The sequence below is a fragment of the uncultured Psychrosphaera sp. genome, assembly GCF_947500655.1.
In the GTDB taxonomy this organism is placed as follows: domain Bacteria; phylum Pseudomonadota; class Gammaproteobacteria; order Enterobacterales; family Alteromonadaceae; genus Psychrosphaera.
This window is the reverse complement of the sequence record NZ_CANMSK010000008.1, coordinates 44,888-67,615: the sequence shown is the minus strand read 5'-3', so window position 1 is coordinate 67,615 and position 22,728 is coordinate 44,888. Positions and strand designations below refer to the sequence as shown.

At 38.1% G+C, this 22,728-nt stretch carries 21 protein-coding genes; 13 read left to right on the top strand and 8 right to left on the bottom strand.

What is annotated here, in order from left to right; genetic code table 11:
* Window positions 1-9 precede the first annotated feature (9 nt).
* On the bottom strand, window positions 10-1,257 hold the full coding sequence (locus tag Q0940_RS08730; RefSeq protein WP_299267120.1) for a NupC/NupG family nucleoside CNT transporter: 1,248 nt from the start codon (window positions 1,255-1,257) through the stop codon (window positions 10-12).
* A 15-nt stretch (window positions 1,258-1,272) separates the two neighbouring features.
* The gene (gene udk / locus Q0940_RS08725; RefSeq protein WP_299267117.1) at window positions 1,273-1,914 is read right to left on the bottom strand and encodes a uridine kinase; all 642 of its coding nucleotides are present in this window, start codon (window positions 1,912-1,914) and stop codon (window positions 1,273-1,275) included.
* Between the two features lie 257 nt (window positions 1,915-2,171).
* Here udk and Q0940_RS08720 point away from each other — a divergent pair, with 257 nt between their 5' ends.
* Window positions 2,172-3,386: a phosphopentomutase gene (locus tag Q0940_RS08720; RefSeq protein ID WP_299267114.1), complete on the top strand. Its 1,215-nt coding sequence runs from the start codon at window positions 2,172-2,174 to the stop codon at window positions 3,384-3,386.
* Between the two features lie 83 nt (window positions 3,387-3,469).
* Here Q0940_RS08720 and deoD read toward each other — a convergent pair whose 3' ends face one another.
* From deoD to Q0940_RS08695, 5 genes are all read right to left on the bottom strand, one after another.
* Complete coding sequence (gene deoD / locus Q0940_RS08715; protein ID WP_299267111.1) at window positions 3,470-4,174, bottom strand: purine-nucleoside phosphorylase; 705 nt, start codon at window positions 4,172-4,174, stop codon at window positions 3,470-3,472.
* Window positions 4,175-4,365: 191 nt separating this feature from the next.
* Window positions 4,366-4,536 (bottom strand): XapX domain-containing protein, encoded by a 171-nt coding sequence (locus tag Q0940_RS08710; protein WP_299267379.1) that lies wholly within the window; start codon window positions 4,534-4,536, stop codon window positions 4,366-4,368.
* Window positions 4,537-4,588: 52 nt separating this feature from the next.
* On the bottom strand, window positions 4,589-5,536 hold the full coding sequence (locus Q0940_RS08705; protein ID WP_299267108.1) for an endonuclease/exonuclease/phosphatase family protein: 948 nt from the start codon (window positions 5,534-5,536) through the stop codon (window positions 4,589-4,591).
* Window positions 5,537-5,790: 254 nt separating this feature from the next.
* Window positions 5,791-6,681, bottom strand: a complete 891-nt coding sequence (locus Q0940_RS08700; RefSeq protein ID WP_299267105.1) for a TIGR01777 family oxidoreductase — start codon at window positions 6,679-6,681, stop codon at window positions 5,791-5,793.
* A 165-nt stretch (window positions 6,682-6,846) separates the two neighbouring features.
* Window positions 6,847-8,265 (bottom strand): CotH kinase family protein, encoded by a 1,419-nt coding sequence (locus Q0940_RS08695; protein ID WP_299267103.1) that lies wholly within the window; start codon window positions 8,263-8,265, stop codon window positions 6,847-6,849.
* A gap of 176 nt (window positions 8,266-8,441) precedes the next feature.
* Here Q0940_RS08695 and Q0940_RS08690 point away from each other — a divergent pair, with 176 nt between their 5' ends.
* The 12 genes from Q0940_RS08690 to Q0940_RS08635 all read left to right on the top strand — a co-directional run bounded on the left by Q0940_RS08690 (window position 8,442) and on the right by Q0940_RS08635 (window position 22,424).
* Window positions 8,442-9,137: a hypothetical protein gene (locus Q0940_RS08690; RefSeq protein WP_299267100.1), complete on the top strand. Its 696-nt coding sequence runs from the start codon at window positions 8,442-8,444 to the stop codon at window positions 9,135-9,137.
* A 295-nt stretch (window positions 9,138-9,432) separates the two neighbouring features.
* Window positions 9,433-10,902 carry a xanthine dehydrogenase small subunit gene (gene xdhA / locus Q0940_RS08685; protein WP_299267096.1) on the top strand — a complete coding sequence of 490 codons (1,470 nt, stop codon included), beginning with the start codon at window positions 9,433-9,435 and terminating at the stop codon, window positions 10,900-10,902.
* Window positions 10,895-13,249, top strand: a complete 2,355-nt coding sequence (gene xdhB, locus Q0940_RS08680; RefSeq protein ID WP_299267094.1) for a xanthine dehydrogenase molybdopterin binding subunit — start codon at window positions 10,895-10,897, stop codon at window positions 13,247-13,249. The genes xdhA and xdhB overlap by 8 nt, the downstream gene beginning before the upstream one ends.
* A gap of 10 nt (window positions 13,250-13,259) precedes the next feature.
* On the top strand, window positions 13,260-14,231 hold the full coding sequence (gene xdhC, locus Q0940_RS08675; protein WP_299267092.1) for a xanthine dehydrogenase accessory protein XdhC: 972 nt from the start codon (window positions 13,260-13,262) through the stop codon (window positions 14,229-14,231).
* A 91-nt stretch (window positions 14,232-14,322) separates the two neighbouring features.
* Window positions 14,323-15,390, top strand: coding sequence for an allantoicase (alc, locus tag Q0940_RS08670; RefSeq protein WP_299267089.1), 1,068 nt, complete (start codon window positions 14,323-14,325; stop codon window positions 15,388-15,390).
* Window positions 15,387-15,890, top strand: coding sequence for a 2-oxo-4-hydroxy-4-carboxy-5-ureidoimidazoline decarboxylase (gene uraD, locus Q0940_RS08665; protein WP_299267087.1), 504 nt, complete (start codon window positions 15,387-15,389; stop codon window positions 15,888-15,890). The genes alc and uraD overlap by 4 nt, the downstream gene beginning before the upstream one ends.
* Before the next feature lie 87 nt (window positions 15,891-15,977).
* Complete coding sequence (gene uraH / locus Q0940_RS08660; protein WP_299267084.1) at window positions 15,978-16,319, top strand: hydroxyisourate hydrolase; 342 nt, start codon at window positions 15,978-15,980, stop codon at window positions 16,317-16,319.
* Window positions 16,320-16,355: 36 nt separating this feature from the next.
* On the top strand, window positions 16,356-16,853 hold the full coding sequence (locus Q0940_RS08655; RefSeq protein WP_299267081.1) for an ureidoglycolate lyase: 498 nt from the start codon (window positions 16,356-16,358) through the stop codon (window positions 16,851-16,853).
* Window positions 16,854-16,908: 55 nt separating this feature from the next.
* Window positions 16,909-18,195, top strand: a complete 1,287-nt coding sequence (gene guaD, locus Q0940_RS08650) for a guanine deaminase (RefSeq protein ID WP_299267078.1) — start codon at window positions 16,909-16,911, stop codon at window positions 18,193-18,195.
* Window positions 18,196-18,249: 54 nt separating this feature from the next.
* On the top strand, window positions 18,250-19,443 hold the full coding sequence (locus Q0940_RS08645; protein WP_299267075.1) for a urate hydroxylase PuuD: 1,194 nt from the start codon (window positions 18,250-18,252) through the stop codon (window positions 19,441-19,443).
* A 49-nt stretch (window positions 19,444-19,492) separates the two neighbouring features.
* A complete protein-coding gene (locus Q0940_RS08640) occupies window positions 19,493-21,685 on the top strand; it encodes a malate synthase G (protein WP_299267073.1) in 2,193 nt (730 codons plus the stop codon).
* A 112-nt stretch (window positions 21,686-21,797) separates the two neighbouring features.
* A complete protein-coding gene (locus tag Q0940_RS08635; protein WP_299267070.1) occupies window positions 21,798-22,424 on the top strand; it encodes a TetR/AcrR family transcriptional regulator in 627 nt (208 codons plus the stop codon).
* A gap of 110 nt (window positions 22,425-22,534) precedes the next feature.
* On the opposite strand, the gene Q0940_RS08630 is transcribed toward Q0940_RS08635, so the two are convergent.
* Window positions 22,535-22,726 (bottom strand): hypothetical protein, encoded by a 192-nt coding sequence (locus Q0940_RS08630; protein ID WP_299267067.1) that lies wholly within the window; start codon window positions 22,724-22,726, stop codon window positions 22,535-22,537.
* Between the last annotated feature and the right edge of the window lie 2 nt (window positions 22,727-22,728).

The window sequence follows — 22,728 nt, the reverse complement described above, 5'->3', positions numbered from 1 at the left end:
TGTCCTAGCCTAAAGGGCGAAAAAGAAGCCAGCTATTGCGGCACTCATGAGGTTAGCTAATGTTGCGGCAATCATAGCGCGCATACCAAGTCTTGCGATATCTGGACGACGACTCGGCGCCATAGAACCAATACCACCAAGTAAAATAGCGATAGACGATAAGTTAGCAAAACCACATAACGCAAAGGTAATAATTACTTGTGTTACTGGTGATAATGCACCTTTAACATCGACAAAGTTGGTGTAGGCAAAAAATTCATTAATCACTATTTTTTGACCAATAAAACTACCCGCTTGTAACATTTCTTCAAATGGTACGCCGACGATAAAGGCAAATGGTGCAAATAGGTAACCAAGAATAAATTCGATGGTAATGCCTTCAAAACCAAACATGCTCGATATGCCGCCAACAATGGTATTAAACAAAGCAATTAAGGCAATAAAGGCTAATAACATAGCACCAACATTTACTGCTAATTTAAGGCCTGATGCCGCACCAGATGCTGCAGCGTCAATGACATTTGCTGGTTTGTTTTCGTCAAATTTTTCAATTTCGACTGATTCTTCTATTATTCTTTCAGGTTCTTTTTCAGGACAAATAATTTTCGCCATTAATAAACCACCAGGGGCTGCCATAAAAGAGGCGGCGATTAGATATTTTAGTTCAATGCCAAGTCCGGCATAACCGACCATAACTGAACCAGCAACTGAAGCTAAACCACCAACCATAATGGCAAATAATTCTGATTGGGTCATTTTGGCAATATAAGGGCGTACAACTAATGGCGCTTCCGTTTGACCAACAAAAATATTTGCAGTGGCAGAAAGTGACTCTGCTTTACTGGTTTTTAATAATTTTTGTAATCCACCGCCAATGATTTTTATTACCCATTGCATAACGCCTAAATAATAAAGAACTGCGATTAAAGATGAGAAAAAGATAATGTTAGGTAAAACACGGATAGCAAATACAAAGCCAACGCCGTTGCTGTACATGGCGTCTGTGCCTAAGCCACCAAACAAGAAGTTGATACCTTCTTTAGCGCTATCGATGACACCTTGAACGCCACCAGTAATAGACAATAAAACGTCTTTACCAAATGGCAGGTACAAAACAAAGGCACCAAGTAAAAGCTGAACCGCAAAAGCGAATCCTACAGTACGATAGTTAATTTGTTTTTTACCGTCTGATAAGGTGTAGGCGATAACGAGTAACGCTACAATCCCTACTAAACCTCTAAGCATTGATAATTCCATGAGCACCCTTTTTAATTATTTTTGTGGTGGTAGTTGTGAAATTTGACGGATTTTTGCTTTTATCACTTCAATCGCCATTCTATTTTTCCCGCCTCTTGTGACGACAATGTCAGCCCAAGCTTTGGAAGGTTCAATGTACTGATGGTACATAGGTCTTACGGTTTCTAAATATTGGTTAGTAACTGACTCAACACTACGTTGGCGTTCTACAATATCTCGTTTAATTCTACGAATTAAACAAATATCCAACGGTGTATCCATATACACTTTAATATCAAACTGCTCTCTGAGCTTTTTATTAGATAGCAATAAAATACCTTCAACCAAAATGATCTTAGTTGGAGCGAAAGCGACAGTCTCAGGGGTTCTAGTGTGTGTTTTGTAACAATATACAGGGCTTTGAATTGCTTCGTTACTCGTTAGCTTTTCTAAATGTTCAGTTAACAAGTCATGTTCAAACGCATCAGGATGATCGTAGTTGGTTTCAACACGTTCTTCCATTGAGAGGTGAGATTGATCTCTATAGTAGGCATCTTCGTATATGATGGATATGCCACCTTCACCCAACTCTTCAATTAACTCGTCATGAATTGTTTGTGCAAACAGTGTTTTGCCTGATGCAGACGGACCTGCAATTGTAATTATAGTTGGTTTCAATGTCTTGCCTGTTGGTTACGCAGGTTCATAAAATTCGGAGCATAGACTAGCAAATTAATCTAAAAAGCCAAATGATATAAGTGCAATTTAGGAAATGATTTTTCACACAGCGACAATTGTTATTGCTGTGATCTTAATATCATCGTTTACCCTAATTTCAAATGATGATAAATTAACACAAGTTGACCATGTGGTCATGTTTTTATACCTAGTTTATAGATTAATTATTTCGATTTATACATCGAATAGGGCTCAATATGTCTAAAGCAATAATATTAGTAATGGATAGTTTTGGTATTGGGTACGCACCCGACGCTGAAAGCTTTGGTGATGTTGGGGCAAATACCTTAGCAAATTTAGCTAAAGCCTATTTAGATGAAACAGGCAATGAGATAAATTTACCTAATTTAGCTGCATTAGGATTATTTGATGCATGTAAAGGTGCATCCAATATTGAAGTGCCACATAAAGGTGGCATGGCTAGTAAAGGCGCTTATGGTTACGCGCGCGAGATCAGCACAGGTAAAGACACGCCTAGTGGTCACTGGGAAATGGCAGGTGTGCCAGTATTATTTGATTGGGGTTATTTCCTTGATAAAGAAAACTCATTTCCTAGCGACTTAATTGACAAGATAAATAAAGCAACTGGCTTTGATGGTATGTTAGGTAACTGCCATGCATCCGGTACTACAATTTTAGAACGATTAGGTGAAGAGCATATCAAAACAGGCTTACCTATTTGTTACACCTCAGGCGATAGTGTTTTCCAAATTGCTGCACACGAAACCCATTTTGGTCTCGACAATTTATATAAGTATTGTGAAATTGTTAGAGAGCAGTTGGACGATTTAAATATAGGCCGTGTTATTGCCAGACCATTTATTGGTGAAACACCAGCTGAATTTGCCAGAACGGGTAATCGTCGTGATTATTCAGTATTGCCACCTGCGCCAACGGTATTAGATAAAATAGCAGATGCAGGTACTCACGTAATAAGCGTAGGTAAAATAGCGGATATATTTGCTCATCAAGGTATCAGTGAAAAGACTAAGGCTACTGGTTTAGATGCCTTGTTAGATGCCAGCATAAAGCATATAAAAACAGCCAATGACAATACGTTGATTTTTACTAACTTAGTTAACTTTGACCAAGATTTTGGCCACAGACGTAACCCAGTTGGTTATGCGAAAGAATTAGAAGCGTTTGATGCTAGATTACCAGAAGTGTATGCCGCTATGGGTGATGAGGATATTTTATTATTAACTGCCGATCATGGTTGCGATCCTACGTGGCCAGGCAGTGATCATACTCGTGAGTATGTTCCTATGTTGGCTTATCACCATAATATTGGTGATGTTGACTTAGGCGAGCGTAAAACCTTTGCAGATTTGGGACAAACAATAGCAGAATTGTTCAAAGTTGAAGATATGGATTATGGTACTAGCTTTTTAACGGAATTAAACTTTAAATAAAGCTTAAGTTAGATAACAAATTCCGAGCATTAAAAAAGGGTTAACATTTGTTAACCCTTTTGTTTATGTGTGTATAACTAACGTTATAGAATACTTTCTAACGTTAGTTCCATCATATCTTTAAACGTGGTTTCACGTTCGTCAGCAGTGGTTACTTCACCTGTTTTAATATGGTCGCTTACGGTTAATACCGTTAACGCTTTTTTACCATATTCAGCAGCAACACCGTAAAGACCTGCCGCTTCCATTTCTACTGCTAACATGCCGTATTTTTCCATTTGAGCAAACATTTCTGGATTTGGCGTATAAAACAAATCGGCAGTGAAAATGTTACCAACACGAACTGGTGTATTTAACTTTTCAGCAGTGTCGACTACTTTTTTTAATAAAGAAAAGTCAGCGCAAGCGGCAAAATCTACATTACCTAAACGTTGACGATTTACATTTGAGTCTGTACTTGCTGCCATACCAATAACAATATCGCGTACTTTAATGTCATCACGTACTGCGCCACATGAGCCAATACGAATAATTTCTTCTACGCCGTAATCTTTATAAAGTTCTGTTGCATAAATAGATACGCTAGGAATACCCATTCCAGAACCCATAACCGAGATGCGTTTACCTTTGTAAGTGCCGGTATAACCAAACATATTACGAACGCGAGTTACGCATTTAGCGTCATCTAGGAAATTTTCGGCAATAAATTTTGCTCTAAGAGGATCGCCCGGCATTAATACCGTTTCTGCGAAATCGCCCATTTGGGCTTCAATATGTGCTGTAGACATAAGAGTTAACCTTTTTGTTAAGAAGTATAACTCAGTAAGTTTCAAGCCAGACTGAGATATTACGGTCTGCTATCAAGGATTTTTTACTGACAATTTAATTAAAATTATAAGCTGTTTAAACTTGGTTTGGTTGTTTACTATAAACAAAGTAAACGATTTTAGTAAGTGGTTTAGTCAATGTATACGAGCTTTTAACTAGAAAATCGCTCAATGATCCACTGATAACCAACGCCCCCTAAATAAATCCCGAAAATACCTACGATACCCGACAAAACAGGCGGGGCAGGTAAGGGCAATTTAAATAAAGAGAATAACACTCCGACTAAAGCACCTGTTACCAGTGCTACTAATAATTCGACCATCACAATTCCTTAATTGTAGGTTTTGTTGTAATACCATTTTTGCTAAATGCTATTACATATCCAATTGAACTGAAACTGGGCAGTGGTCACTTAAGTTTCTAGATAGCTCACTGGTATATTTTTCATCAAATACTAATTGCTCAAATGAATCATCTATATACATTGTTTTTGCCATAGGACTGAACACTATATGGTCAATGTAATCTTTATAATAGCCACCCCAACATTTTGAATCTAATGTTGCAGTTGGTGTCCATAGTACTTCTTGGCCTTCATCATTTAGTGCTTGCCATAAGCCTTGGTTTTCCGCGTATTTGTGTGCAATATCTTGTGAAAATCGGCGATTAAAATCACCTAATACTAAGTATGCTTTATTTTGAGCTGCTTGATTATCTATCCATTTCTCTAAAGGTTCTATTTGTTGGCTCAGTAAAGTACATGCTTCTTTACGGCGACCTTCTTTTTCTGTTTTATCCGCCATTGCCATTACACTTTTATTATCAAGCGGGTCAGTGAAACAACCAGACTTTAAATGCACAGCTAATAGAGTGAACTCTTTATTGTTTCTAGAAAGCGTTACTTGCATACCACTACGAACACGATCTAAATTTAATGCTTTATATTCTTGAGATATTACCTTCAAACCAGATGATTTTTTTACCGCAACACCAACACGCTGAACCCAATCACGAGTTGAAAAGTAAAAGTCGTAATCATCACCAAATACTTTTTCTGCCCACTCGGCACTTTCAACTTCTTGCAAGGCAATAACATCGGCATTTAGTTTTGTTGCATAGGCTGATAACTTATCGTAATCCGCTTGTTTACGTTCATTGTATTTGTGTGAGCTTAACCAAGCAATATTCCAAGACGCTACTTTTAATGTCTTCTTGTCTGATAAATTACTTTCTAATGCATCAGCCGTCGTCTTTGCAAAAGTATTGGCCGTTATTAATAAACTTAATAAAAGTGTAAGTTGGGTTAAAACTGATTTTGTCATTATTTTACTCGCTTATTTACACAATTAGTTAGGAGGCATCTCTTGTCCTTAATGGCTTAGCCGTTAAGCGAACAGATAATAACGTCTTAGGATGTATTTTTTATTGCGCTAATAATAACTTTCTTGACCAATTGGTCAATATAAAAGTGAAACAAATAATTTTTTTCACTTAAAAAGGCAAAGAATTCAGCTTAATAAAACTCGAATGTTGTTATGTTGCACTTGCTAGATGAATTCACGGCTTGTTATTGTACTTATACAATAGTTGCAAGTGCTTGCTCTATGGTTTGGTATTTAAATTTATAACCTGAATCGAGTGCTTTTTTAGGTATCACTTTTTTACCATTTAATAATAATTCTTCGCCCATTTTCCCCATTAATAGTTTTACGATAAATGCAGGCATAGGGAAAATAGCAGGTCGATTTATGGCTTCAGCTAATGTTTTTGTGAAGGTTGAATTGGTTACAGGACCAGGTGCTGTGCAATTAATAGCGCCACTTATATTGACGTTATTTACACATAATTCAATTAAGCCAATCATATCGTCAATATGTATCCATGGCATCCATTGATTGCCCGAACCTATTTTACCACCGAGTCCTAATTTAAAAGGTGGCAGCATTTTTTTCAGCGCGCCGCCATTCTTACCTAAAACAATACCGGTGCGTAGTAAACAAGTCCTAATACCTAGTTTTTCTGCTTGTTGTGCGCTTAATTCCCATAGCTGACAGAGTTGGCTGGAGAAACTGCTATCACCACTGTTGTTTTCGTTTATCTCGTCATCCGTTGGCGTTATTCCGTAGTAACCGATAGCTGAGCCACTAATAAACACCGAAGGTTTGTTATTTGCTTGCTTGAAGAACTGGATAAGTTTTTCAGTTGTTTCTATTCGGCTGCGTAATATTTCCTGCTTTTGCTTTTTTGACCATCTTTTATCGGCAATCGGTTCGCCAGCTAAGTTAATAACAGCATCAAATTTATCCTCTGGGGTAAGTTGCTGTAATGAATTAATGGTTTTTATATTGTTATTAAGTAAAGAATTTGTGGTTCTTGTCTGCACAACAATATTGTATTCCAATGTTTGTAAATGTGTGCATAAGGCTGCGCCGATAAAGCCTGTGCCGCCAGTGATAAGAATATTCATAAGTGACCTTTATTTTTGAATCCAAGATACTAATAAGCTAGATTTAATAACGTTACAGTCTTTAATACTCTGAAAGGCGGTGAATAGATCAAAAAAGCCACTCATTAGTAAATGAATGGCTTGGTGTTTTAGTAATATTTAATCAATAATTATTAATGGAAGTAACTATTCTTGCTCTTCCAAGTAATCGGTTACTTCATCTGTTCTATCTTCAACATGTTCATTAAGCTCAGTTATCGCTTGGTAAAAACTTGTGCTGCTGCTTAAAAATGAATAACCAGATAATTCAGACGTTGCATAAGGCTCTATTAATGCAGAGTAAGTGTCGTATTTTGCCTGCATTTTACTGATCTCAAATGAGTCATTAATAACCTCTAACAAATAAGCGTCGTAAATTGCTTGGTACTCTTCATCGGCATATATCTTTGAGATAAGAGGCCAATAACTGTCATTTAAGTCTGAGAAATCAAGCTCTAAAGCGCCACCTTGCTTGCCATCTTGTAAAGCTTCGTTATTATCCCAAGGGATCCAAGTTAGCTTAGATGTATCTGGGTCGTTATAAAGATAGAAGTTATGTGGCATTACGCCGTACGTGTCCCAGTTTTGAATGGCACCATTAATCGCTAAATATTTAAGGAAACCATCTACATCAAAAACATCTTCTAGGTTACTTCTCCATGTTTCAGGATCTGTTGTTCGGCTGTCGTCATGTAGAGCGTCAAATAATGCGATTATGTCTGACCAATCTTCTTCATCTTCATTAGTTTTCTTTTCAAAGTCATCTTCATTGAAGCTACCTTCAATAAACATTGCACCATCGTCTTCTGGTTTATATAAATTACCATCATCACTGCTAAATTGAGTGTCGATAACGGTATCGTCAATTTCTTCAACTAAAGTGTATAGACCAAAATATTCAGGGCCGTCACCGTGATCTACATATACGGTATAAAATGCAGTGTTAGATACAGCAAGTCCTGCGTCTTTAAATACTTCAGAAGCTACTTTTTCACGTAATTGAGAATCATCGTCGTAGTTGTTTTTTAAACTGAATTTTTTAAAGCCATAAAAGCGTTGGTTATCTATTTGCGGGTAGTCATCTTCAAACTCGTCAAAGTCCATTTTAAAAGACAATTTAAGTATTCCAGCTTGCCAGCTTGTTTGCAGAGAAGAGTTCCCTTTAAAGCGAATACCAACTCTGTACCACTGAGTTCCTTCGTAATAAACGTCGGCTGGCATAAATACAGGATCTTCATCTGTATCGCTTAAACCAGGACCACTTGAGGATTGGCCAAATGTACCGTAAATGCTGGTCATATCGTCTAACATGGCTTGCCAGCGTTCTTCAGTGATAACAAAGTCGAATCGTTTTACTTGTGTATCATCAAACACTTCTGTGAAGTCAGGATCTGCATCTTTACTATGAGTTGCTTCTGTCCAATCTGTAGCTGTAAAATCGGCATCAGCAAATTCTTCCGTATAAACTACAGTCTCATCATCATCTGAATCACAACCTGCGATAAATAAAACTGAGCTGAAAATGCCAAGTAAAAGTAAACGTTTGTTCCAAACTAAATTGAACATATAAAAATCCTATTGTTAAGAGCTATGTCTGAGAGATAGTTATTTTGGTATTTATGACCTGAGATTAATTGGCAATAATGCAAGAAAAGTGTAAGAAAAAAGGATGTTGGTGCCAAATAGGACTGGTTTTTGCTTAAGTAAAAGTACTTAAATTAACAATTTAGCCGAACACAATTATGATCAGTACTATAAATACAACCTCAACTCCTCTTAGCCAAAATTACTCTGGTGTGACTTCAACAGAGAGTATTGATTCTGATGCCGCATCAACTACTACCGAACAAGCTTCACCGGCTAGTAACGATGACGATTTTTCATTATCAACGCGCTCACAAAAACTAAGTGCGATTGATAATGAATTCTTTAATGGTAGCGCTCTTACTAGTGACGATATTACAACGTTAGTGGAAAGGTTGTATGAATACGGGCTGATCTCTAGTGGTGAACTCACTACACTTAATGGAGAAGAAACTGATTCAGATCCCGATGAGGTTGATCCTACTTCCGCGATTATTACTCAAAGCTTATTAAGCTATATCGATGATTTAGAAGAAAGTTTAGCCGCTTTGGATGAAACTGAAATGTTTGGCACTGTGAGCTTAGATGAATTACAAACGGCCCTGGACAGTGCGAAAACAATTATTAATGATGTAGCTACAGCAAAAACAGAGTCTGACTTTAAACAAACCGTTAGTGAAAACAATCAAATACTGACACAAGCTATGGACTCAGTTGAGTTTTATGCCATGTCAGAAGCTGACCAAACAACGTTAAATGACATAGTGAAAACCTTAACTGTGATTGATAAACTAAGTGTTAATCAATTAACTAATGCTTCCGTTAGTCAATATATTGCGATATCAAAACTGTAAAATCAGTTTTTAATAGCATTACATTCACTGTATTTATTTTAAATTCCTTCCTTGTTAACAACCAACAGTATTAATTGTTGGTTGTGGTTTATTAACATCGTCTCAAAACTATATTTACTAGGTTTTAACGACTTTTCATTTATTTTTCACATCTATAGATGAAAGATGTTCTTCTGTGTATTAATTGTATGAAATTCTGCTAAGCTGACACTTGTGTCAGCTTTTATTTTTTAATATATTTAACCTATCAGAAATTGTGCATATTTATTTTACCAGTGCATGCTATGGAACCATTATGACAACCAGTACAGTTCGTTTTTTATTAAACAATGACGATGTGACAATACAGAACATCGATCCTAATTTAACGGTTCTACAATACCTGCGTGAAATTCAATTTAAATCAGGTACTAAAGAAGGTTGTGCATCCGGTGATTGTGGTGCCTGTACTGTAGTTTTGGCTGAATTAGATGCTGAAGAAAAGCAGCTTAATTATAAATCTATTAACTCATGCATTACCTTTGTTGGTAGCTTGCATGGTAAACAGTTGATCACAGTTGAAGATTTAAAAGACGGCGCTAAGTTACATCACGCTCAGCAAACTATTGTTGATAATCACGGTTCACAATGTGGTTTTTGTACGCCGGGTTTTGTTATGTCGTCTTTTTCTTTGCACAAGCATAACCAAACACCAAACCGTGCGGAAGTACTTGAAGCATTGGCAGGCAACTTATGCCGCTGTACAGGTTATCGTTCAATTATAGAAGCGGCTATTACATCAAGTGAACATACAGAACAAGACTCCTTTGCTCAGCATTATCAGCAAACAATCAGCAAACTTATAGAACTGCAAAAATTACCTAAGCCTGTTCTATCTGGTAATAATCATCAATATGTAGCACCTAAAAACATAGACGAATTAGCTTATGAACTAACCAATGAGCCAGACTCAAAACTGGTTGCTGGTGGCACAGACTTAGCCCTTTCAGTTACTCAAAATTTAGCCGTTATAGATAAACTAGTGTACGTGGGCAATGTAGAAGAACTCACCACAATGACGGAAACTGAGTCAGACATTATTATTGGTTCAGCTTTGCCTTACAGTAAATTTATCGACACTTTGCATCATTATTACCCTGAACTGGGTGACATGATTGAGCGCATTGGCTCAAAACAAGTACGTAATACTGGAACCTTAGGCGGTAATATCGGTAATGCTTCACCAATTGGTGATATGCCACCGGCGTTAATCGCACTTGGCGCTAGTATGACACTGCATTTAAATGGTGAAGAGCGTACTATTTTAGTTGAAGACTACTTTGTAGATTACAAAAAAACAGTGCTTAAACCTTCTGAGTTTATTAAGTCTATCCAAATACCAAAACCGACCGCAGGCCAAACACTTAAGCTATATAAAATATCTAAGCGTATTGATGATGATATCTCTGCAGTACTAGCGGCTTTCTTTATTGAACAAAAAGATGACTCAGATAAAACAAAAATAACCAATGTTCGTTTCGCCTTTGGCGGAATGGCAGGTATTCCAAAACGAGCGTCGGCAACTGAACAAGTATTACAAGGTAAAAGTTTAGACAAGGAGTCGGTAGCTCAAGCTAAATTGGCATTGGCAACTGATTTTCAACCAATGTCAGATGTAAGAGCATCAGATAAATATCGCATGAAGGTTGCGCAAAACTTAATTGAAAAGTGTTACTTAGAGATGCAAAACCGAACAATAGAAACACGGGTGATGAACTATGCGTAATTTAATAAATGTTAGCTCTTCATCAGCAAGCAAAGCACAATCTAATATTGGGCTAGGCGGTGTAGGCCGTTCCAAAAAACATGAAAGTGCCGACAAACAAGTTGCTGGTGAAGCTATATACGTAGATGACCGTCCATCATTACGTGGTGAATTGCATGCAGCTGTTGGGCAATCTACCCAAGCTCACGCCAATATTATTTCTATGGATTTATCTGCCGTTAAAGCTGCCGAAGGTGTGGTAAAAGTTATTACAGTGGACGACGTACCTGGACATACCGATATTGGCCCTGTATTTCCTGGCGATCCTGTATTGGCCATCGGTAAAGTTGAATACATTGGCCAGCCCATTTTTGCAGTTGCCGCAACAAGTTATGATTTAGCACGCAAAGCGGTAAAATTAGCAAAAATAGAATACCAAGAACTTGAAGCGGTATTAACCGTTAAAGATGCATTAGCCAAACAAAATTTTGTACGTCCTCCAGCTACCATGAAGCGCGGTGATTCAGACTCGGCTATTGCCAAAGCGCCACATCAATTATCTGGTGAGATTATAGTTGGTGGACAAGAGCATATGTATCTTGAGGGGCAAGTATCTACTGCTGAGCCAACGGAAGATGGCGGTATGAATATTTATTCTTCATCACAACATCCAAGTGAAGTGCAAAAACTAGTGGCTGAAGTATTAGCGATTCCGCTAAATAAGGTGTTGGTAGATATGCGCCGCATGGGCGGTGGTTTTGGTGGTAAAGAAACTCAAGCTGCGCCTTGGGCATGTATTGCAGCGTTACTGGCAAATGAAACCAAGCGGCCAGTTAAATTTAAATTAGGACGCATGGATGACATGATCATGACGGGTAAACGTCATCCATTTGAAAATAATTATACCGTTGGTTTTGATGAGCAAGGTCAAATCCAAGGGATTAATATTCAAGTAAACGGCAACTGTGGTTATTCACCAGATTTATCCGACGCTATTGTTGATAGAGCTATGTTCCATTCAGATAATGCGTACTTTTTAAATGAAGCTAGGGTAACGGGAAATCGTTGTAAATTAAATACAGTTTCTCATACCGCTTACCGTGGTTTTGGTGGCCCGCAAGGCATGATGACCATTGAAATGGTGATGGATGATATTGCACGCCATTTAGGTAAAGATCCATTAGAGATCAGAAAAGTGAATTTGTACGGTGAGCAAGGCCGTGACGAAACTCATTATCATCAAACGGTAGAGCATAATAATTTACCGGAGATCATTAATACTTTAGAGCAAACATCAGATTATCAGGCTCGTCGTACAGCCATTAACAAATTCAACCAAGAAAATAGCATACTAAAAAAAGGCATAGCATTAACGCCGGTTAAGTTTGGTATTTCATTTACCGCACAGCATTTAAATCAGGCTGGTGCTTTGGTGCATGTTTATACCGACGGCACCATTCATTTAAGTCATGGCGGCACAGAAATGGGTCAGGGTTTAAATACTAAAGTTGCTCAAATAGTGGCGGAAGAGTTTCAGGTTGATGTTGATACGGTAGCAAGTTCGTCAGCGCGTACCGACAAAGTTCCCAACTCATCACCAACCGCAGCATCTTCTGGTACTGACTTAAATGGTAAAGCGGCGGAAGCCGCGGCTAAAATCATTAAACAAAGACTAATCGATTTTGCTTGTGAAAATTACCAAGTGAGCCAAGAGCAAGTTCGTTTTGAAAACAGTAATGTTGTGGTTGGCGAGCAAGTATTTAGTTTTGCAGAATTTGCACAAATTGCTTACATGGCACGCGTATCGTTATCATCTACTGGATTTTATAAAACCCCTAAAATCCACTTTGACCGAGCAACTGGCAAAGGTCGTCCGTTTTTTTACTATGCAACGGGCGCATCCGTATCTGAAGTTATAATAGATACACTAACGGGTGAATATAAAACATTACGTACTGACATCTTACAAGATGTTGGTCACTCAATTAATCCTGCGATAGATCTTGGCCAAATAGAAGGTGCTTTTGTGCAAGGTATGGGGTGGCTTACCACTGAAGAATTAGTTTGGAATGAGCAAGGCCGATTACTTTCTAATAATCCAGCCACTTATAAGATTCCAGCAATTAACGATGCGCCAGAAGACTTTAGAGTCGCGTTATTACCAGATGCGCCAAATCGTGAACACACTATTTATAACTCAAAAGCCGTAGGCGAGCCGCCGTTTATGTTAGGCATGTCAGTGTGGTCGGCACTTAAAGATGCTATTGCTAGTGTGGTTGACCATAAAGTAAGCCCAGCGCTTGATACGCCAGCAACACCAGAACGTGTACTATTTGCCGTTGAAGCTTTAAAAGCTGAGCAAGAGTAGGGTGGCAAATATGAATAATTTTGATGAAAGTTTTGAGCCACCAAAATCATTTACTGGTGGAGAGATGCATAAATTAAAATGGGATCAAGCCAGCTTTAATTTAAATAGCCAAGGTAAAGGTTTTGTTTTGATCACAATTATTGGTGTTAGCGGTTCAACACCAAGAAACAGTGGCACCAAAATGGTCGTCAGTCAAAATCAAAGTTTCGACACCATAGGTGGCGGTCACCTTGAATATAAAGCGATACAAAAAGCCCAAGAGCTATTACAGCAAAAGCAAGATTGTCAGGTAATTGAACATTTTCAATTAGGCAGTCAGTTAGGCCAATGTTGTGGCGGTAATGCCAGTTTATTATTTGAGTATTTTGCAGCCAGTAAAGTACATATTGCCGTTTTTGGTGCAGGACATGTAGCGCAAGCGCTAGTGCCTATTTTAGCCAGTTTACCTTGTCATATTACATGGGTTGATAATAGAGAGTCGCAATTTCCTGTTAACTGTGAACAGTATCCAAATGTGACTAAGTTGTTAACGGACGATCCCGCGAGCGAAGTGGCTTCGATGCCAAGCAATACATTAAATGTAGTGATGACACACAATCACCAGCTGGACTTTGAAATTAGCCTGGCGATTCTAAAGCGTGAAGATTTTCACTACTTAGGCTTAATAGCATCAGACACAAAATGGCGCCGTTTCCAGCAGCGTTATAAACATCGTGATGTAAAACCATCTCTTGTTGAACGCATGAATTGTCCAATTGGCTTAGAGCAAGTAGTAGGCAAAATACCAATGGAAGTAGCCGTGAGTGTAGCAGGCGAAATTATAGAGTCTTATCAGTCACTGCTATCGGTATCTGATAATGTTTCTTCTACGGAACAAGCTAGTAAAAAAAGCAAAGGCGTCGCTTGGCAAGAAGTAAAACAACTTCTTGCAATGCAAACGTCTGAATCAAGCGACGAGCTACTTGAAAATGAAAGCGAGTAAGCTAAATAAATAGCTCAACGGCTATCTAAGTAAAGAACTAAATAAAAGCTAAGTAAAAACGTAAACAAATTTGATCTAGGAAGACCAAGCTATGATGGCAGATATAAATACTCAAGAACAAAACAAACTAAGCGGTGATGCACTCGAGCTGGAACGTAAATTAAAAACACATTGTGTAGATTTAGCCAGTGAACGAGTTGGTGGTGAAACCTTATCTTGCAGTGATGACTTTTTTGCTGGCATGGAAAACTTGCTAAAAGAAGGACGCGGAATTTTTATTGACGGTAAATTTACCGACCGTGGAAAATGGATGGACGGTTGGGAATCTCGTCGTAGTTATGGCCGTGATAATGGTCGTGAATTTGACTGGTGTATTATTCGTCTTGGTATTCAAGGTGTGATCAAAGGGTTTGATATTGACACTAACTACTTCCGTGGTAACGCGCCACAAACCGTTTCAGTAGAAGCTTGTGTGAGTGATGTTCAGCCGAATAAAAGTACAGTTTGGCACACTGTTTTAACCGAAGTTTCTGTGGATGCACATAGCCAGAATGTTTTTGAAATACATAATGATATTTCTTGGACTCACGTTAGATTAAATATGTTTCCAGATGGCGGTATCGCTCGTTTTCGTGTCTACGGTGAAGCAGACGTAAATTGGAATGACTTTATTGACGGCGAGTTAATCGACTTAGCGTATATCAAAAATGGCGCAAAAGCCTTGTTAGTATCTGATATGTTTTTTAGTGATAAAAACAATTTGATCATGCCGGGACGCGGTAAAGATATGGGTGACGGTTGGGAAACAAAACGTCGTCGTGATCCAGGTCCGGATTGGTCAATCGTTAAGTTAGCAGCCAAAGGCAGTGTAGAAAAAGTGATAGTTGATACTTGTCACTTTAAAGGTAATTTCCCAGACACGTTTTTATTGGAAGGTATGGTTTCGGACAGTGACGACTTTACTAATGATGCACAAGCCGATAAATGGCAGCCTATTATCAGCAAAACTAAATTATATGCGCACCGTGAACACTTATTTATTAATGAAATTATTCCTGCTAATACGCAAGAATTTACTCATATTCGTTTAAGTATTTTCCCAGATGGTGGCATATCTAGATTGCGCGCCTTTGGTAAAACTAGTGGCAAAAACGCATGAACCTAGCACAATTAAACAAGCTTAATGTTGAGGATGCAACGCACATGTTTATGCAATGTTGTACAGCTACAACTTGGGTAAATAGCATGGTTAAAGCGCGTCCTTTTGCTAGAGAAGAAGCTTTGGTGCAACAAGCTGATAAAGCATGGCAAGGACTTGCTGAGTCTGATTACTTGGAAGCCTTTGAAGGTCATCCAAAAATTGGTGATGTAAATAGCTTACGAGCTAAATATGCCAACACCAAAGAATTAGCTGGTAACGAACAAGGTTTAGTTAAAGAGGCTGATGACACAGTGCTTGAGCAGCTTGCACAAGGTAATACAGATTACGAAGCCAAATTCGGTTTTATTTTTATAGTGTGTGCCACAGGTAAAAGCGCACAGCAAATGTCTGACTTACTGCAAGCTCGATTACCAAATAACAGAGCACAAGAATTAATTAATGCAGCAGAAGAGCAAAGAAAGATCTTTCAACTGCGCATCACAAAAGCATTGTCATAAGCTGTAAGCCATAAGCCATAAGTCATAAGTCTTAAGCTTTAAAGCTGAAAGTTAAGAGATAGAAATAAGATAAGAACAGGGAATAACATGAGTCAAATTACTACACACATATTAGATGTTACACGCGGCTTACCCGCGCAAAATGTGCCAATTACTTTATTTGCCCAAGATGGTAATAATTGGCAGGAGATCAATGGCGGTGTCACCAATCAAGATGGCCGTTTACCAAATTTATTAGCTGACGGTGAGGTTTTACCCGCTGGTGTTTATCGTATGCATTTTGCGACTGCGGTTTACTTTAACGCGAACGACGAAAAAGGATTTTATCCTTATGTTGATATCGTGTTTGAGATAGATGCTGGTGGTGCGCATTACCATATTCCATTGTTGTTAACTGCGTATGGTTATTCAACGTACCGTGGTAGCTAGTGCTGTTTAGTATATGTAAATGAATTGGAAAAGATCATGTTAAAAGAAATTATACCTAAGCCATTAACCAAAGACGCGTTTAAAGCGTTTGGTGATGTAATTGAAGCGAATGAACAAGCTAATAATTTCACTATTAACGATGGTTTTACTCAGCGTTATCATGACTTAGCCAAGGTTGATGTGGATGATAATAATGGTCGTACTTTAGTTAATATTTTCCGTTCAACACCATTAGAACAGCCTATTGCGATAAAAATGATGGAACGCCATCCTTTAGGTAGCCAAGCATTTATTCCTATGGGACAAAATCCTTATTTAGTAGTGGTTGCCCCTGCGGGGGAGTTTGATGTTAATAAAATTGAAGTATTTTTAGCGGACTCTAGCCAAGGTGTGAATTATCACAAAGGCACGTGGCATCACTTCTGTTTAGCACTGAGCAGCGAAAGCGACTTCTTGGTAATTGATAGAGGTGGCGAAGGTGACAACTGCGATGTATTGGAACTTGATGGTTCATTAGTTATCGCACAGAGCTAGTCAAACAACTCTTTTTAAAAGAGTTGAATTTAAGAAAGTTTACAAAGGTAAAATAATGTTAAAAGTATACCGTGGTGAGTTGTTACATTTTTTGGCAGACCCTGCAAAAGTCGCCTTAGAAGACAGCTATCAATATATCGAAGACGGTTTGTTAATTTTAAAAGACGGACTAGTTGAACAAGTTGGAAGTGCCGCTGAATTGCTGCCAACAATTGATGATAGTGTTGAAATAACTCACTATGAAAATGGTTTGATCATGCCCGGCTTTATTGACACGCATGTGCATTATCCACAAACAGAAATGATCGCCTCTTATGGTGAACAACTATTGGAATGGTTAGAGAATTATACCTTCCCATTTGAAAAGCAATTTAGTGACTTTGAACACGCTAAAGGCGTAGCTGAGTTCTTTTTGGAGCAGTTGCTAGATGCAGGAACTACAACGGCACTAGTATTTGGCACTGTGCATAAAGCCTCGGTCGATGCATTTTTTACTGCAGCACAACAGCGAAAATTAAGAATGATCTGTGGCAAGGTATTAATGGATCGTAATTGCCCAGAAGATTTGTCGGACACGGCAGAGTTAGGCTATCAAGAGTCAAAACAATTAATTGAAAAATGGCATAAAGTCGACCGTTTACAGTACGCCATTACACCACGTTTTGCACCAACCTCTTCTCCTGAACAATTAAAAAAAGCAGGTCAATTACTAGCTGAAAACCCTAGTGTGTACTTACATACTCATTTAAGTGAAAACAAGAATGAAATAGCTTGGGTTAAAGAGTTATTTCCAGAATCTGATGGTTACTTAGATGTGTACGACAAGAGTAAATTGTTAGGCCGACGTAGTGTTTTTGCTCATGGTGTTCATTTGCATGACTCAGAATGTCAGCGCTTAGGTGAAACCAATTCGGCTATTGCTTTTTGTCCAAGCTCAAACCTGTTTTTAGGCAGCGGTTTGTATAATCTTACACAGGCTAAGCAATTCGACATTAATGTAGGAATGGGCTCTGATATCGGCGCGGGTACTACGTTTTCTATGTTAAGTACTATGAATGATGCATATAAAACACAACAATTACGTAACGATAAATTAAGTCCTTTCCAGTCTTTTTACTTAGCCACACTTGGCGGTGCTATTGCTCTGGATTTAGAAGGGACAATTGGTAACTTTACCAAAGGTGCAGAAGCTGACTTTGTTGTGCTTGATTACAAGGCGACGCCTTTAATGGCAAGACGTATGACGCATTGTACTAACTTGTCTGAAAAACTATTTATTCTGAGTATGTTAGGTGATGAACGTCATGTAATTGCTACCCATATAATGGGCGAAAAAGTTTAAATAAAACACGTAAATTATAAATTTTTTATTAAAGAATAAGAATCGAGAAAAATTATGGATCCGTATATTACAGATTGGCTTAATTTAGTCCTTCGCTTTGCCCACGTTGTGGTAGGTATTGCTTGGATTGGCGCATCATTTTATTTTGTGTGGCTAGATAATCACTTAGAAACACCGCCACAGGAAAAAGCCGACAAAGGTATTTCTGGTGATCTGTGGGCTATTCACGGCGGTGGTTTTTATGAGGTAGCCAAATACAAACTTGCGCCACCAAAAATGCCAACTATGTTGCATTGGTTTAAGTGGGAAGCGTACACCACATGGATCACTGGCTTCTTCTTATTATCGCTCATGTTTTATGTAGGGGCTGAAACTTACCTTATTGACTCTAGTGTTGCCGAGCTTACTCAACTTCAAGCTATTTTATATGGCTTAGGTTCAATTGTTGTTGGTGTTGGAACGTATGAAGTTTTAGTTAGAACTAAACTTAAAGATCACAGTTTAATTTTAGCCATTATTTTACTGGCATTAGGCACTTGGTTATCTTACAGCTTGATGCAAGTATTTAGTGCTCGTGGTGCTTATATGCACATGGGCGCAGTGATGGGAACTATCATGGCTGGGAATGTGTTCTTTGGCATTATGCCAGCACAGCGCGCTTTGGTTAAAGCGGTAGAAGACGGAACAAAACCAGATTCTAAATATGGTTTGAACGCCAAATTACGCTCAACTCATAATACTTATATTACCTTGCCTGTGATCTTCATTATGATCTCTAACCATTACCCAATGACATTTAATCACAATGCTGGTTGGGCTGTATTAATGGGACTTGTTTTAATAGGTGCGGCGGTAAGACAATATTTTGTACTTCGTCATTTTGGTAAAAATAAGCCAAGTATTATTATTGGAGCAATATTAGCAACAATCACATTAGCCTATGCCATTGCACCAGAAAAGGTGGAGGTAACCAAAGAGCAATTACAGCAAAAAGTAACCATGGCTGAAGTGCAAACTATTATAGAAGCCCGCTGTAGCTCATGCCATTCTGAGCAAAATACCGACGACATTTTTACGGTAGCTCAAGGTGGTGTCGTGTTTAATGGCGAAGCTTCAATTAAACAATGGGCGCCACGCATACAGGCTCGAGTTGTTGACGCTAAAGATATGCCATTTATGAATAAAACTAAAATAACCGATAAAGAACGTGGTCAATTAGCTATTTGGTTACAGCAAAATAATAAATAGTTTTAATGAATGATTTGCTCTGATTTTGCTTGAGGAAAAGGATACTGTTATGAACAAACGTGTAATAAAACATGGTTATAAAGTTGCTGAGTCACTATACAACTTGGTAGAAAATGAAGTCCTGCCAGACTCAGGAATAAATGCTGAACATTTTTGGCAATCTATGGCAGATATTTTTGATGAGTTTATGCCAAAGAATGCAAGTTTATTAGAGCAAAGAGAAACATTTCAAGCGCAAATAGATAAGTGGCACTTTGACCATAAAAAGAATGCGTTTAGCCAAGATGAATACCAAGAGTTTTTAACGGACATAGGTTACATTGTTAAAGAAAAAGAAGGTTTTTCTATAACAACAACCAAGGTAGATGACGAAGTAGCACTGGTTGCTGGTCCTCAATTAGTTGTGCCTTTGATGAATGCACGCTTTGCTTTAAACGCGGCAAATGCACGTTGGGGCAGTTTGTATGATGCACTTTATGGTACAGATGTTATCAGCAATGACGATAGTGCAAAGGCAGGTAAAGGTTACAACCCTATCCGTGGCGCTAAGGTAACAGCTTATGCTCGTGCCTTCTTAAATCAAGCAATCCCGTTAACTTCAGGAAGTCATAGTGATGTCATTAGTTATCAAATAGCTAACTCTCAATTAGTTGCAACTATAGGTGCAAAAAAAACAGTAGGTTTAAAACACCCAGAAAAGCTAATTGGTTATAACGGCGAGCAAGACAAACCAACGACCATACTATTTAACAATAATGGTCTGCATATAGAAATTAAAATTGATCCAACTTCGCCAGTAGGAAAAACCGATATAGCATCAGTTTCTGATGTTATTTTGGAATCTGCATTAACTGTTATTCAAGACTGTGAAGACTCAATTGCAGCGGTTGACGCAGCAGATAAAACGGCGGTTTATCGTAACTGGTTAGGATTAATGAAAGGTGACTTAACCGAGACGTTAGAAAAAAATGGTAAAACCGTTACCCGCTCATTAAATGCAGATAAAACCTATAAAACGTTAGATGATAACGAGTTAACTTTACCAGGTCGCAGTTTGTTATTTATCCGTAACGTAGGTCATTTAATGACAAACGATGCAGTATTAACCGCTGACAATCAGCAAGTGCCAGAAGGTATTCTAGATGGCTTGATCACCACACTAATTTCCCTGCATGATTTAAAACGTAATTCTCAATTTATAAACTCCCAGCAAGGCAGCATTTATATTGTGAAACCTAAAATGCATGGGCCTGATGAAGTGGCATTTAGCAATGAATTATTTACTCGTATTGAGTCATGTTTAGGTCTAGAAACTAATACCATTAAATTAGGTATTATGGACGAAGAGCGCAGAACATCAGTGAATTTAAAAGAATGTATCCGGGCTACTAAAGACCGAATCGCTTTTATTAATACTGGATTTTTAGACCGAACTGGCGATGAAATTCATACCAGTATGCAAGCTGGTCCAATGGCGCGCAAAGAGTTAATGAAGAATGAACCATGGATCATAGCTTATGAAAACCGTAATGTGCGCATTGGGTTACAAGCCGGTCTAAAAGGTAAAGCACAAATAGGCAAAGGCATGTGGGCAACACCAGATGAAATGGCCGCTATGGTAGAAACCAAAATAGCGCATCCAAAATCTGGCGCTAACTGTGCTTGGGTTCCTTCACCAACTGCTGCTACCTTGCATGTTTTACATTATCACCAAATAAACGTAAGTGATATTCAAGACGCTATGCTGAACACATTTACCACAACCCAGTATGACGATGGCCTAACTGACTTGTTAACGATCCCATTATTAAAAAATCAAAGTGAATTAACCGAAGCCGACATTAAAAATGAGTTAGATAACAATGTACAAGGCTTGTTAGGTTATGTAGTTCGTTGGATTGACCAAGGTGTTGGTTGTTCAAAAGTGCCAGATATTGAGAATGTAGAGCGTATGGAAGATAGAGCAACCTTGCGTATATCAAGCCAACATATTTGTAATTGGTTATTGCACGGAATATTAAGTCAAGAGCAAGTGATGGAGTCGTTGAAGCGCATGGCGGCTGTGGTTGATGGACAAAACCAAACCGATCCAACGTATAAACCTATGTCAGCTGACTTTGACACTAATATTGCGTTTAAAGCTGCTATGGATTTGATATTCAAAGGCAAAGAGCAACCAAGTGGTTACACAGAGCCGTTATTGCATAAGCGTCGTGTTGAATTGAAGGCTGGGCTTATATAGGTTGTAAAAAATCGGTTTTTACTTTCTAATTGTTAACATTATCAGCGGCTTATATTAATCTGCCGCTGCCAATAATCTTGGTACTAAAATTAATAATATAAAAGGAGTTTTTGTGACAAAAGTAAACGAGTCTGAAGGGCGTATCAGGCAGAAGAATAAAGCTATTATTTTTGATGCTGCAAAAAAGGAATTTGTTACCCATGGTTTTAAAGGTGCATCCATTAAGCGAATTGCCGAACGTGCAAAGATCCCTAGAGCTAATATCCATTATTACTTTAAAGATAAAACAGACTTATATCAGCAACTACTAAGTAGCATTATTAACGTGTGGAATACGGATTACGACACTCTAAATGCAGACAATGATCCAAAGCAAGCCTTGAGCGATTATATCCGTGCAAAAGTGATGCACGCTAAAGATGATCCTGATGGCTCAAGAATATTTGCCAGCGAAATAATTCATGGCGCTCCAGTATTAAGTGAGTACCTAAACAGCGACTTTAAATCTTGGTTAGCCAGTAAAGTTGTAGTTATTGAATCTTGGATTGAACAAAGCTTAATTGATACCGTTAATCCACATCATTTACTGTTTTTAATTTGGAGTTCAACTCAGCATTATGCTGATTTTAATGTTCAAGTTGTGGCAGGATTAAGTAAAGATAAAATGGATGAGCAAGACTTTGAAGATGTGGTTGCTTCATTAACGCAGATCATTCTTAAAGGCTGTGGTATCAAATAAGCTCAGCTGTTTAACCTTTTAAAAGCGACAAAAAATTGCTGTAATGGAACCTTAGTTAAAAACGTATCCACTACAGCAATCTTATTTATAAATAGATGATATCTAACTTATTAATCTTGATTCTTTTCTGACTTCTTATTTTTAAACCATGTATAACCTTTGTAAACTACAACAGCAAATAAAGCCCAAAACACAGTGTGATAAATAGCATGAGAATTCTCAGTTAAACTATGATCTGGATGAGCGGCTACTTGAGCACTGAATATAAAAAGTAAGCTAATAAGTATTGTTAAAAATTTCATGT

Bases quoted from the DNA above. Each gene is read 5' to 3' on its own strand.
- Q0940_RS08640 (WP_299267073.1), top strand. From the start codon at position 19,493: ATGAACAAACGTGTAATAAAACATGGTTATAAAGTTGCTGAGTCACTA.
- Q0940_RS08645 (WP_299267075.1), top strand. From the start codon at position 18,250: ATGGATCCGTATATTACAGATTGGCTTAATTTAGTCCTTCGCTTTGCC.
- xdhA (WP_299267096.1), top strand. From the start codon at position 9,433: ATGACAACCAGTACAGTTCGTTTTTTATTAAACAATGACGATGTGACA.
- alc (WP_299267089.1), top strand. From the start codon at position 14,323: ATGATGGCAGATATAAATACTCAAGAACAAAACAAACTAAGCGGTGAT.
- Q0940_RS08690 (WP_299267100.1), top strand. From the start codon at position 8,442: ATGATCAGTACTATAAATACAACCTCAACTCCTCTTAGCCAAAATTAC.
- Q0940_RS08655 (WP_299267081.1), top strand. From the start codon at position 16,356: ATGTTAAAAGAAATTATACCTAAGCCATTAACCAAAGACGCGTTTAAA.
- Q0940_RS08710 (WP_299267379.1), bottom strand. From the start codon at position 4,536: ATGGTCGAATTATTAGTAGCACTGGTAACAGGTGCTTTAGTCGGAGTG.
- Q0940_RS08630 (WP_299267067.1), bottom strand. From the start codon at position 22,726: ATGAAATTTTTAACAATACTTATTAGCTTACTTTTTATATTCAGTGCT.
- Q0940_RS08695 (WP_299267103.1), bottom strand. From the start codon at position 8,265: ATGTTCAATTTAGTTTGGAACAAACGTTTACTTTTACTTGGCATTTTC.
- xdhC (WP_299267092.1), top strand. From the start codon at position 13,260: ATGAATAATTTTGATGAAAGTTTTGAGCCACCAAAATCATTTACTGGT.
- xdhB (WP_299267094.1), top strand. From the start codon at position 10,895: ATGCGTAATTTAATAAATGTTAGCTCTTCATCAGCAAGCAAAGCACAA.
- Q0940_RS08705 (WP_299267108.1), bottom strand. From the start codon at position 5,536: ATGACAAAATCAGTTTTAACCCAACTTACACTTTTATTAAGTTTATTA.
- Q0940_RS08730 (WP_299267120.1), bottom strand. From the start codon at position 1,257: ATGGAATTATCAATGCTTAGAGGTTTAGTAGGGATTGTAGCGTTACTC.
- guaD (WP_299267078.1), top strand. From the start codon at position 16,909: ATGTTAAAAGTATACCGTGGTGAGTTGTTACATTTTTTGGCAGACCCT.
- deoD (WP_299267111.1), bottom strand. From the start codon at position 4,174: ATGTCTACAGCACATATTGAAGCCCAAATGGGCGATTTCGCAGAAACG.
- Q0940_RS08720 (WP_299267114.1), top strand. From the start codon at position 2,172: ATGTCTAAAGCAATAATATTAGTAATGGATAGTTTTGGTATTGGGTAC.
- uraD (WP_299267087.1), top strand. From the start codon at position 15,387: ATGAACCTAGCACAATTAAACAAGCTTAATGTTGAGGATGCAACGCAC.
- Q0940_RS08700 (WP_299267105.1), bottom strand. From the start codon at position 6,681: ATGAATATTCTTATCACTGGCGGCACAGGCTTTATCGGCGCAGCCTTA.
- uraH (WP_299267084.1), top strand. From the start codon at position 15,978: ATGAGTCAAATTACTACACACATATTAGATGTTACACGCGGCTTACCC.